The 11,449-nt window shown below is 70.1% G+C and carries 11 protein-coding genes (1 of these 11 only partly in view); 2 read left to right on the top strand and 9 right to left on the bottom strand.

The window, feature by feature from the left end; translation table 11 throughout:
- From AB8O64_RS26505 to thyX, 3 genes are all read right to left on the bottom strand, one after another.
- Window positions 1–708: the beginning of a ribonuclease J gene (locus tag AB8O64_RS26505; RefSeq protein WP_130880226.1), read on the bottom strand. 978 nt of this gene lie to the left of the window's left edge; 708 of the gene's 1,686 nt are visible here — the first part of the coding sequence; its start codon is at window positions 706–708; the stop codon falls past the left edge of the window.
- Window positions 709–845: 137 nt separating this feature from the next.
- Window positions 846–1,745, bottom strand: a complete 900-nt coding sequence (gene dapA, locus AB8O64_RS26500) for a 4-hydroxy-tetrahydrodipicolinate synthase (protein ID WP_130880225.1) — start codon at window positions 1,743–1,745, stop codon at window positions 846–848.
- 232 nt (window positions 1,746–1,977) lie between these two features.
- On the bottom strand, window positions 1,978–2,718 hold the full coding sequence (gene thyX / locus AB8O64_RS26495) for an FAD-dependent thymidylate synthase (RefSeq protein WP_356456349.1): 741 nt from the start codon (window positions 2,716–2,718) through the stop codon (window positions 1,978–1,980).
- Between the two features lie 252 nt (window positions 2,719–2,970).
- Here thyX and AB8O64_RS26490 point away from each other — a divergent pair, with 252 nt between their 5' ends.
- Window positions 2,971–3,213, top strand: a complete 243-nt coding sequence (locus AB8O64_RS26490) for a hypothetical protein (RefSeq protein WP_356456347.1) — start codon at window positions 2,971–2,973, stop codon at window positions 3,211–3,213.
- A gap of 113 nt (window positions 3,214–3,326) precedes the next feature.
- Window positions 3,327–3,887, top strand: a complete 561-nt coding sequence (locus AB8O64_RS26485) for a hypothetical protein (protein ID WP_370421736.1) — start codon at window positions 3,327–3,329, stop codon at window positions 3,885–3,887.
- 148 nt (window positions 3,888–4,035) lie between these two features.
- On the opposite strand, the gene AB8O64_RS26480 is transcribed toward AB8O64_RS26485, so the two are convergent.
- The 6 genes from AB8O64_RS26480 to eccD all read right to left on the bottom strand — a co-directional run bounded on the left by AB8O64_RS26480 (window position 4,036) and on the right by eccD (window position 11,198).
- Window positions 4,036–4,494 (bottom strand): hypothetical protein, encoded by a 459-nt coding sequence (locus tag AB8O64_RS26480; RefSeq protein ID WP_356456343.1) that lies wholly within the window; start codon window positions 4,492–4,494, stop codon window positions 4,036–4,038.
- A 5-nt stretch (window positions 4,495–4,499) separates the two neighbouring features.
- The gene (dapB, locus tag AB8O64_RS26475) at window positions 4,500–5,252 is read right to left on the bottom strand and encodes a 4-hydroxy-tetrahydrodipicolinate reductase (protein WP_130880220.1); all 753 of its coding nucleotides are present in this window, start codon (window positions 5,250–5,252) and stop codon (window positions 4,500–4,502) included.
- A 78-nt stretch (window positions 5,253–5,330) separates the two neighbouring features.
- Complete coding sequence (locus tag AB8O64_RS26470) at window positions 5,331–6,710, bottom strand: pitrilysin family protein (RefSeq protein ID WP_361934672.1); 1,380 nt, start codon at window positions 6,708–6,710, stop codon at window positions 5,331–5,333.
- Window positions 6,707–8,923: a polyribonucleotide nucleotidyltransferase gene (locus AB8O64_RS26465; RefSeq protein WP_356456339.1), complete on the bottom strand. Its 2,217-nt coding sequence runs from the start codon at window positions 8,921–8,923 to the stop codon at window positions 6,707–6,709. Before AB8O64_RS26465 ends, AB8O64_RS26470 begins: the two co-directional genes overlap by 4 nt.
- Before the next feature lie 275 nt (window positions 8,924–9,198).
- Window positions 9,199–9,486: a 30S ribosomal protein S15 gene (rpsO, locus tag AB8O64_RS26460; protein WP_130880217.1), complete on the bottom strand. Its 288-nt coding sequence runs from the start codon at window positions 9,484–9,486 to the stop codon at window positions 9,199–9,201.
- Between the two features lie 245 nt (window positions 9,487–9,731).
- Window positions 9,732–11,198: a type VII secretion integral membrane protein EccD gene (gene eccD / locus AB8O64_RS26455; RefSeq protein ID WP_370421735.1), complete on the bottom strand. Its 1,467-nt coding sequence runs from the start codon at window positions 11,196–11,198 to the stop codon at window positions 9,732–9,734.
- Between the last annotated feature and the right edge of the window lie 251 nt (window positions 11,199–11,449).

Here is an 11,449-nt window from a genome sequence, read left to right as displayed (position 1 = left end):
GATGCGGCTCTGGGCGCCGGCGAAGACGGTGCGCAGCACATTGGAGATGTCGCGCTCGGGCGGTACGAAGCCGGGGACCTCGGCGTTCGTGGAGTCCGAGAGCAGCAGGTCGATGCCTTCCTCGCCGAGCCGCGCGAAGGCGGGCAGGTCGGTGAGGCGGCGGTCCAGCGGAAGCTGGTCCATCTTGAAGTCGCCGGTGTGCACGGCCATGCCGGCCGGGGTGCGGATGGCGACCGCGAGGGCGTCGGGGATGGAGTGGTTGACCGCCACGAACTCGCAGTCGAAGGGGCCGATGCGCTCGCGGTGCCCCTCCTTGACCTCGAGGGTGTAGGGGCGGATCCGGTGCTCCTGGAGCTTCGCCTCGATCAGCGCGAGGGTCAACTTCGAGCCGATCAGCGGGATGTCCGCCTTCTCGCGGAGCAGATACGGGACGCCACCGATGTGGTCCTCGTGGCCGTGCGTGAGCACGATGCCTTCGATGTCGTCCAGGCGGTCACGGATGGACGTGAAGTCCGGCAGGATCAGGTCGACTCCGGGCTGCTCCTCCTCGGGGAAGAGCACTCCGCAGTCGACGATCAGCAGACGGCCGCCGTATTCGAAGACCGTCATGTTGCGGCCGATCTCGCCGAGGCCGCCGAGCGGGGTGACGCGCAGGCCGCCCTCGGGAAGCTTCGGCGGCGGACCGAGTTCAGGGTGCGGGTGACTCAAAAGACTCTCCTCACCACGCACGCCACATGCCGCTGGGGCACATGGCGCGCATGACATTCGTGCACTTGCAGTTGTTTTCGGTGTTCAGTTGTGAAGTCTGTGGTGTGCCGGTCCGCTATGCGGGGAACGGCCCCTGGTTACAGCTGTACCCCACCGGCGGCCAGATCGCGCTTGAGCTGCTCGGTCTCCTCCGGGGACAGCTCGACGAGCGGCAGGCGCAGCGGTCCTGCGGGCAGGCCCTGCAGGGCCAGGGCGGCCTTGGTGGTGATCACGCCCTGGGTGCGGAACATGCCGGTGAAGACCGGGAGCAGTCGCTGGTGGATCTCGGTGGCCTTGGTGACGTCCCCGGAGCGGTGGGCTTCGAGCAGCGCGCGCAGCTCGGGGGCGACGACGTGGCCGACGACGGAGACGAAGCCGGCGGCGCCGACGGAGAGCAGCGGCAGGTTCAGCATGTCGTCGCCGGAGTACCAGGCGAGGCCGGACCGGGCGATGGCCCAGCTGGCGCGGCCGAGGTCGCCCTTGGCGTCCTTGTTGGCGACGATCCGGGGGTGGTCGGCCAGGCGGACGATCGTCTCGGTGTTGATCGGGACGCCGCTGCGGCCGGGGATGTCGTAGAGCATCACGGGCAGGCCCGTGGCGTCGGCGACCGCGGTGAAGTGCCGGTAGAGGCCTTCCTGCGGCGGCTTGTTGTAGTACGGGGTGACGACGAGGAGGCCGTGGGCGCCGGCCTGCTCTGCGGCGCGGGCCAGCTCGATGCTGTGCGCGGTGTCGTTCGTACCGGCTCCGGCGACGACGTGGGCACGGTCTCCTACGGCTTCGACCACGGCCCGTACGAGCTGGGCTTTCTCCGCGTCGCTGGTGGTGGGCGACTCGCCGGTGGTGCCGTTGACGACGAGGCCGTCGTTGCCGGCGTCCACCAGGTGGGTGGCGAGCCTCTGGGCGCCGTCGAGGTCGAGGTCACCTTCGGGCGTGAAGGGCGTCACCATCGCGGTCAGGACCCGCCCGAAGGGCGTCTGCGGTGTGGAGGTCGGAGCCATGGGGGCCACGCTACTCGTTGCTCACCGTGAGGTGCTCCCTCGGGGAGTGCGAAAGGGATCCCGGCACTGCCTGCTCGGGGGTTCAAGCAGTGCCGGGTCCGTTTGTTCAGCGTAGATGAAGGTGACGAAATGCCGCAATACGGACACTTCGCTACCGGTGCGTACATCAGTGCGTCACATGATCACGTCACACCGTGTGGGCGGCCGCGACAGCGTGCGAGCGCCCTCGCCCTTACGGGGCGACGCGGCCGTTCTTGTTGAAGGCGGCGTAGGTGAGCGGCATGAGCTTGGCCCACTCCGCCTCCATCTTCTCGCCGACCATCTCGATCTCCCGCTGCGGGAACGACGGGACGGTCGCCTGCTCGTGCTGGGTGCGCAGGCCGAGGAAGTGCATCAGCGACCGGGCGTTGCACGTGGCGTACATGGAGGAGAAGAGACCGACGGGCAGCACCGCGCGGGCGACCTCACGGGCGACGCCCGCGGCGAGCATCTCCTGGTAGGCCTCGTAGGCCCGGCGGTAGGAGTCCTCCATGACGCGGCTGGTCAGCTCGTGCTGCTCGGGGGTGCCGTCGACGAAGACGTACTTGCCCGGGCGGCCCTCCTGGACCAGCTTGCGGTCCTCGCCCGGAACGTAGAAGACGGGCTGGAGCTCGCGGTAGCGGCCGGACTCCTCGTTGTACGACCAGCCGACGCGGTGGCGCATGAACTCGCGGAAGACGAAGATCGGCGCGCTGATGAAGAAGGTCATCGAGTTGTGCTCGAAGGGGCTGCCGTGGCGGTCGCGCATCAGGTAATTGATGAGGCCCTTGGACCGCTCGGGGTCCTTCGTGAGCTCTTCCAGGGACTGCTCGCCGGCGGTGGAGACGCGAGCCGCCCACAGCACGTCGGAGTCGGCGGCGCTGTGCTTGACCAGCTCGACGGTCACGTCGCTGAGGAATCCGGGCTTGGCGGTCTCGGTGGGGCTGTCGGTCACCGGCGGGGTCCTTCCAGTTGCAATGCTCGGGCGGCGACAAGCCTACGGGCCGCCACTGACACTCGGTCCGGCCTGACGCGCTGACGGATCCCGCCGGGTGCCGCCGAGTGCGGTCGGGTGAGGGGCGCCGGTGGGGGTGACGGGACACCGGTTGAGATTTTTCACAGAAGTTGACGAAAACGGGCACCCCTGAGGCCAAAAGAACGTCCTTATGAGTAACAGCCGACTTCGAGGTTGCTAGGAGAGTTCTTCATGTTCCGCCGGCGAGAGCCCGTGCCGTTCGCCTTCGTCGCCGAGGCCGAGCGCTACCGCAGCAACGTCACGCCGCCGCCCCGAGATCGCGCGACCCGGTCGCAGATAGCCGGCCGGGTGCTCGTGGGACTGACGGTCACGACGGGGCTCGTCGGAGCGCTGTTGTTCGGGATGCCGTCGCTCCAGACGGGCACGCAGAATTCGCACCATTCGCAGCAGTCGGAAGCGTCCGACGGCCGCTGATCGACCGTGAGGGGCCCGGTCCACCCACCCTGGAGTGGTCGGGGCCCCTCACGCATCGATAACCTCACCGGGCACAGCCAGTGGAGCGTGCTCGTACGTGAGGAACAGCCGTCGTGCCCTTGCCCTTCTTGACAGCCGACCGGGACGCCGAAGCCCTCGCGCCCGCGACCGCGTCCGGCGAGAACCTGCCCTATGAGGATCTCGACCGTTGGCGGCGTCCGTACCGGCCCGGTCCCTGGCGGGTCGGCGGCTCCGCGCTGGTGCTGCTGCTCGCCTCGTACGTGCTGTTCTCGGCGCTGATCATCGCGCTCGCCGGATCACTGCCCGGCGCGGGAATCTGCTTCGCCGTCGCCGCACTCATGATCACCGTTGCGGTCCGGCTGGTGCGGGTGGGGATCTGGGTGAGCCCGCAGGGGCTGCGCCAGCTCCGGCTGACGTCCTGCACCACCGTGGCGTGGTCGGATGTCACCGCCGTACGGACCGCCCAGCAGCCGGTCCGCTGGCTGGGGCTGCCGCGCACGGTCCAGGGCCAGGCCCTGGTGATCGATCTGGCGCGGGGCGGTTCGCTCCCCGTGGTGGTCACGGACCGGGGCGGGGATTTCCTCGGCCGCCCGGAAGCGTTCGCGATGGCGGCCGACGCGATCGAGGACCAGGTCGCCGGGTATCGGCACTAGGCCTGGTCGGCGACTCTTCGGCTGCGGGCCGGTTTTGCCGCCTGCGGCGGCAAGCGCCCTGCGGGCGCGTCCTCAAAACGCCGGACGGGCTTGGTGACTGATCAGTCACCAAGCCCGTCCGGCGTTTTGAGCACACGATGGCAACGGCCTACGCCTCGACGCGGACCGGCTTTCCGTCGTGCAGGGCGATCGCCCGCTGCATGGCCTTGCGGGCCCGCGGGGTGTCACGGGCGTCGTGGTAGGCCACGGCGAGCCGGAACCACGAGCGCCAGTCGCCCGGGGCGTCCTCGGTCTCGGCCCGGCGCCGGGCGAAGACCTCGTCCGCGGAGTCGCGGTCGATACGGCCGCTCGGGGTCCGTACCAGCTCGTCGACCGGCAGGCCGCCCTCCGCGTCCAGCTCCCGCGCCAGCCGGTCGGCCGCGCGCGCGAACTTGGTGGTCTGGTAGAGGAACCAGGCACCGATGAACGGCAGGACCAGCACGGAGACGCCGAAGGTGACCGTGAGCAGCGTGCCCTGCTGGATGAGCATGACGCCACGGCTGCCGACCAGGACGAAGTAGGCGACCAGGACGGCGGCCAGGGCGAAATAGACGATCTTTGCGCGCACGGTTCTCAGCCCAGATCCAGGAAGTGTTCCAGCCCGAAGGTCAGGCCCGGGGTGTCCACCACGCGCCGCGCGCCGAGCAGGATGCCCGGCATGAAGCAGCTGTGGTGCAGCGAGTCGTGCCGGATGGTCAGCGTCTCGCCGGTGTCGCCGAGCAGCACCTCCTGGTGGGCCAGCAGCCCGCGCAGTCGCACCGAGTGCACCGGCACCCCGTCGACGTCCGCGCCGCGCGCGCCGTCCAGGGCGGTCGTCGTGGCGTCGGGCTGCGGGGCGCAGCCCGCCTCCCGCCGCGCCGCCGCGATGAGCTGCGCGGTACGGGTGGCGGTGCCGGAGGGGGCGTCGGCCTTGTTCGGGTGGTGCAGCTCGACGACCTCGACCGACTCGAAGAAGCGGGCCGCCTGCTGGGCGAAGGCCATGGTCAGCACGGCCCCGATGGAGAAGTTCGGGGCGATGAGCACGCCGGTGCCCGGCTTGGCGTCGAGCCAGCCGGTCAGCCGGGCGAGGCGGTCCTCGGTCCAGCCGGTGGTGCCGACCACGCCGTGGATGCCGTGGGCGACGCAGAACTCGAGGTTGTCCATGACCGAGTCGGGGTGGGTCAGCTCGACCGCGACCTGGGCGCCCGCCCCGGTCAGCGTCTCGAGCTTGTCGCCCCGGCCCAGCGCGGCCACCAGCTCCATGTCGGCGGCGGCTTCGACGGCTCGTACGGCCTCGGAGCCGATCCGGCCCTGGGCGCCGATGACCGCCACGCGCAGCTTGCTCATCCTTGGTGCTTCCTTCTCTTAAGGATCTCTAAGGATCACTCAGGATCAGTCGGGATCAGACGGAATCTGTCAGGACCGTCAGGCCACGACCGCGTCGAGCCTGGCCGCCTGCTTGTCCTTCAGCGGGCCGATGACGGACAGCGAAGGACGCTGCCCCAGTACATCGCGGGCCACTTCCCGGATCTCGTCCGGGGTGACGGCCGAGATGCGCGTCAGCATGTCGGAGACCGACATCTGCTCGCCCCAGCACAGCTCGCTCTTGCCGATGCGGTTCATCAGCGCGCCCGTGTCCTCCAGCCCGAGGACCGTGGAGCCGGAGAGCTGTCCGACGGCGCGGGTGATCTCCTCGTCGCTGAGCCCCTCGGTCGCGACCTTGTGCAGCTCGTCGCGGCAGATCTTCAGGACGTCGTGGACCTGGCTCGGGCGGCAGCCGGCGTAGACGCCGAAGAGGCCGCAGTCGGCGAAGCCCGAGGTGTAGGAGTAGACGGAGTAGGCGAGTCCGCGCTTCTCCCGGACCTCCTGGAAGAGCCGCGAGCTCATACCGCCGCCGAGCGCGGTGTTGAGCACGCCGAGGGCCCAGCGGCGCTCGTCGGTGCGGGCCAGACCCGGCATGCCGAGGACGACGTGTGCCTGCTCGGTCTTGCGGCCCAGCAGCTCCACGCGGCCCGCGGTGCGGATCGTGCGGGTGCCCGCGCGCGGGTCGACCGGCACGGCGTCCGTGCGGGAGAGGGCACCGGCCTTCTCGAACGCGGCACGCACCTGGCGGACGACCTTGGCGTGGTCGACATTGCCCGCGGCGGCCACGACCAGATGGGTCGGGTCGTAGTGCTTCTTGTAGAAGCGGGCGATCCGGTCGCGGGTGAGGGCGTTGATCGTGTCGACCGTGCCGAGCACCGGGCGGCCCAGCGGGGTGTCGCCCAGCATGGTGTGCGCGAACAGGTCGTGCACGCAGTCGCCGGGGTCGTCCTCGGTCATCGCGATCTCTTCGAGGATCACGCCGCGCTCGGCGTCGACGTCGGAGGCCTCGATGAGCGAGCCGGTGAGCATGTCACAGACGACATCGATGGCCAGCGGCAGATCGGTGTCGAGCACACGTGCGTAGTAGCAGGTGTACTCCTTCGCCGTGAACGCGTTCATCTCGCCGCCGACCGCGTCGATGGCGGAGGAGATGTCGAGCGCGCTGCGCTTGGAGGTGCCCTTGAAGAGCAGGTGCTCCAGATAGTGCGTGGCGCCGTTGAGGGTCGGGGTCTCGTCGCGGGAGCCGACGTTGGCCCAGATGCCGAAGGTCGCGGAGCGTACGGACGGCAGGGTCTCGGTGACGATGCGCAGGCCACCGGGGAGGGTGGTCCTGCGGACCGTACCGATGCCGTTCTCGCCCTTGAGAAGCGTTTGGGTACGGGCGACGGCCCGCCCCTCCGAAGAGGTGCGGGCCGTCTTCCGTGTACTACGGGACGTCACTTGGCGGACTCGTCCTTAGCCTCGTCGCCGTCCTCGCCCTCGATGACCGGGATCAGCGAGAGCTTGCCGCGCTGGTCGATCTCGGCGATCTCGACCTGGACCTTGGCGCCGACGCCGAGCACGTCCTCGACGTTCTCCACGCGCTTGCCACCGGCGAGCTTGCGGATCTGCGAGATGTGCAGCAGGCCGTCCTTGCCCGGCATGAGGGAGACGAAGGCACCGAAGGTGGTGGTCTTGACGACCGTACCCAGGTAGCGCTCGCCGACCTCCGGCATGGTCGGGTTGGCGATGCCGTTGATCGTGGCGCGGGCGGCCTCGGCGGCCGGGCCGTCGGCGGCACCGATGTAGATGGTGCCGTCGTCCTCGATCGTGATGTCGGCGCCGGTGTCCTCCTGGATCTGGTTGATCATCTTGCCCTTGGGGCCGATGACCTCACCGATCTTGTCCACCGGGATCTTGACGGTGATGATCCGCGGGGCGTTCGGGGACATCTCGTCCGGGACGTCGATGGCCTCGTTCATCACATCGAGGATGTGGAGGCGCGCGTCGCGGGCCTGCTTCAGCGCGGCGGCCAGGACCGAGGCGGGGATGCCGTCGAGCTTGGTGTCGAGCTGGAGCGCGGTGACGAAGGTCTTGGTGCCGGCGACCTTGAAGTCCATGTCACCGAAGGCGTCCTCCGCACCGAGGATGTCGGTGAGGGCGACGTAGTGCGTCTTGCCGTCGATCTCCTGGGAGATCAGACCCATGGCGATACCGGCGACGGGGGCCTTGAGGGGCACACCGGCGTTCAGCAGCGACATGGTGGAGGCGCAGACCGAGCCCATGGACGTCGAGCCGTTGGAGCCGAGGGCCTCGGACACCTGACGGATCGCGTAGGGGAACTCCTCGCGCGAGGGCAGCACGGGCACGATGGCCCGCTCGGCCAGGGCGCCGTGGCCGATCTCGCGGCGCTTCGGCGAACCGACGCGGCCGGTCTCGCCGACGGAGTACGGCGGGAAGTTGTAGTTGTGCATGTAGCGCTTGCGGGTCACCGGGGAGAGGGTGTCCAGCTGCTGCTCCATGCGGAGCATGTTGAGGGTGGTGACGCCCAGGATCTGGGTCTCGCCACGCTCGAACAGCGCCGAGCCGTGCACGCGCGGGATGGCCTCGACCTCGGCGGCGAGCGTACGGATGTCCGTGACGCCACGGCCGTCGATGCGGACCTTGTCCTTGATGACGCGCTCGCGGACCAGCTTCTTGGTCAGCGAACGGTACGCGGCGGAGATCTCCTTCTCGCGGCCCTCGAAGGCCGGGAGGAGCTTCTCCGCGGCGAGCTCCTTGACGCGGTCCAGCTCGGTCTCGCGCTCCTGCTTGCCGGCGATGGTGAGCGCCTGCGAGAGCTCAGCGGTGACCGCGGCGGAGAGCGCCTCGAAGACGTCGTCCTGGTAGTCGAGGAAGACCGGGAACTCGCCCTCGGGCTTGGCGGCCTTGGCCGCGAGCTCCGACTGGGCACGGCACAGGACCTTGATGAACGGCTTCGCCGACTCGAGACCGGCGGCGACGACCTCTTCGGTCGGGGCCTCGGCGCCGTCCGCCACCAGCTGGACGGTCTTCTCGGTGGCCTCGGCCTCGACCATCATGATCGCGACGTCGCCGTCCTCGAGGACGCGACCGGCCACGACCATGTCGAAGACGGCGTCCTCGAGTTCGGTGTGGGTCGGGAACGCCACCCACTGGCCCTTGATCAGGGCCACGCGGGTGGCGCCGATCGGACCGGAGAAGGGCAGGCCCGCGAGCTGCGTGGAGCAGGAGGCGGCGTTGATCGCGACCACGTCGTACAGGTGGTCGGGGTTGAGCGCCATGATCGTCTCGACGATCTGGATCTCGTTGCGCAGGCCCTTCTTGAAGGAGGGGCGCAGCGGGCGGTCGATCAGGCGGCAGGTGAGGATCGCGTCCTCGGAGGGGCGGCCCTCACGACGGAAGAACGAGCCGGGGATCTTGCCGGCCGCGTACTGGCGCTCCTCGACGTCGACCGTCAGGGGGAAGAAGTCCAGCTGGTCCTTGGGCTTCTTCGAAGCGGTGGTGGCCGACAGCACCATGGTGTCGTCGTCCAGGTACGCCACGGCGGAGCCGGCGGCCTGCTTGGCCAGGCGGCCCGTCTCGAAGCGGATGGTGCGGGTGCCGAAGGTGCCGTTGTCGATGACGGCTTCGGCGTAGTGGGTCTCGTTCTCCACCAGTGATATCTCCTCGTCTGCGTCCCTGCCCGTGTGGCGGGGACGTTGGTGGAGGGGCGCCGCGGCTTGCTCTGTGCGGGCCGGTCTTCGATCGAAGCGCCCGGAATCCCTGTTCCGGGGGCCACTACCGAGGACCGGCGGCGAGGCCGGCGCCTCCTCCGTCATGCGGTTCTGTCGTTGTTCCGTTGTGGGACCAGACTACAAAGCTTCCGGGTCCCACGAGATACGCGAAGGGAGCGGCCCCCAGATGTGGGAACCGCTCCCTTCACGATGTCTTACTTGGCGCCGGCGGCACCGCGGCGGATGCCGAGGCGCTCGACCAGGGCGCGGAAGCGCGTGATGTCCTTCTTGGCCAGGTACTGCAGAAGGCGGCGACGCTGGCCGACCAGGAGCAGCAGACCACGGCGGGAGTGGTGGTCGTGCTTGTGCGTCTTGAGGTGCTCGGTCAGGTCCGAGATGCGGCGGGTGAGCATCGCGACCTGGACCTCGGGGGAGCCGGTGTCGCCCTCCTTGGTGGCGAACTCGGTCATGATCTGCTTCTTCGTAGCGGCGTCGAGCGACACGCGTACTCCTCAAATTCTCAGTTTCAGCCGCCGAGTGCCCCTGGTCTTGATCTCAGGGGAGCTTCCGTGACTCGGGAGGCGAGGTCCGCTGGGCGCTGTCCCCAGAAGCCCTTACGGGCGGTCCGGAGGCGCGTACACAAACGGCCACTACACACAGTACCAGCCGGGCACCGCGGCCCCGGACGGGGTCGGCCCGGCCCGCCTCGGCCTTCGTGTCGGCCCTTACGGGGCCCGGGTCCTGTCCCTTATGAACTGGTCAGACCCCGCACGGTGGCGTACACGTCAAGAACGGCGAGGCACAGCGGGACGAGGGAGAGCAGGAGGGCGCTCTCAAAAATATCGGAGAGCCGCCCCCAAAAGGGTGACAGACCCTTGCTGGGGACGATCAGCGCGATGCCGGTGAGCAGGGCGGCCCCGGCGGTGACGGCGGCGGCGAGCCAGACCGTCCGGATGTCGAGCGGGCCGCCGTCGTGCTCGGCCAGGGCGCGGACGGCCGCGGCGGGCGGGTTCAGGGACAGCCCGAGGATCAGCAGGGCGAGGGCGCCGAGGCCGGCGGCGAGGACGGTGGTGACCTGCGCCGTGTAGCGGAAGAGACGGGCGCGCAGCAGGGTCGCCGCCCCGGCTGCCAGGGCGAGGGCCTGGGCCCAGGGGTCGGCGGAGAAGCCGAGGACCGCGGCCGAGCCGACGACGACGGCCGAGCAGCCGCCGACGAGGCCGAGCAGCAGTTCGTGGCCGCGGCGGGCCTGGGCGGCGATGCGCTCGGCGTCGACGGGCTCGGGGGTGTGGTCGCCGGTCGGGGTGTCGAGGTCGTCACCGACCGTGGAGCGGGGTGCGGCGTAGCCGATGGGCAGCCGGGCGACGCGGGCGGAGAGGCCCGGCAGGAAGGCGACGGCGCCGAGGGCGACGGCGGCGCAGACGGCGGCGACGGCCGTGGGCCCGGCTTCGGTGAGGATCGCGCAGAAGGTGGCGAGGGTGCCGGTGGCGGAGGCGACGACGGCGGCGACGAAGGGGGCGTCGCCGGAGGGCAGCGCGGCGACGAGGACGACGGAGCCGATGAGGACGGCGACGCAGCCGAGCAGGAACTGGAGCCGGCCGACGCCTTCGCCCGCGCCGGGGGGCAGCACGCCGGCTCCGGCGGTCATCAGGTGCGGGAGGGCGGCCAGGCCGAGGGCGACGGCGGAGCCGCGGTCGTCGTAGACCCGGGCCCGGACGCCGGCGAACGCCGTCAGGAAGAGGCCGACGGCGGCAGCGACGATGCCCGGCAGACCGTGGGTGTCGTGCCGGAGCGGGTCGGCGGACCAGAGGGCGAAGGCCAGCAGGACGAGCAGCAGCGCGCCGCCCCACAGGCCGCCGACGCGCAGCAGCCGGTCGTCCCAGAGGGCGCGGTCGCGGGTGACGGCGGCGGCCACGGCGTCGGAGACGTCGTCGTGGACGGCGGGCGGCAGCGATTCAGCGAAGGGGCGCAGCGCGAGGAGCTCTCCGTCCAGGACGCGCTGGGCTGCGAGGGTGCGGGCGCCTTCGAGGACGGTGCCGTCGCGGCGTACGAGGTGGTAGCCGGTGGGGGTGCCCGGGGCCTGGGTCTGTCCGGTCAGCCGCAGGAGCTCGGGGTAGACGTCGGCGACGGCGATGTCCTCGGGGAGGGCGACGTCGATCCGGCTGTCCGGCGCGACGACGGTCACCCTGCAGAAGCCTGTCGTAGCGGACGTACTCACCTTTGGTGTCCCCCTGGTTTCGCGGTGCTGGTGCGCGGTGCCGCTCCGCGTGCGTGGCCGTGTTCGCCTCGGTTGTCCGCGGGTGCGGCTTTCGCCGTGCGACGGCGGCGGTCGGGCTTCGTTCGTGCATACGGGCGGCTGGCAACCCTACCCGGGGAGAACGTTCGTACGCCGATAGGATCACCGTCTCGCGGAGGAGGCCGGGGCCACGGGGGCCACGGGCAAGGAACTTTCCTGCCGCGTCGAGGGGT

Source organism: Streptomyces sp. QH1-20, assembly GCF_041283565.1.
Lineage (GTDB): Bacteria > Actinomycetota > Actinomycetes > Streptomycetales > Streptomycetaceae > Streptomyces > Streptomyces syringius.
This window is presented reverse-complemented; position numbering and strand designations above follow the sequence as displayed.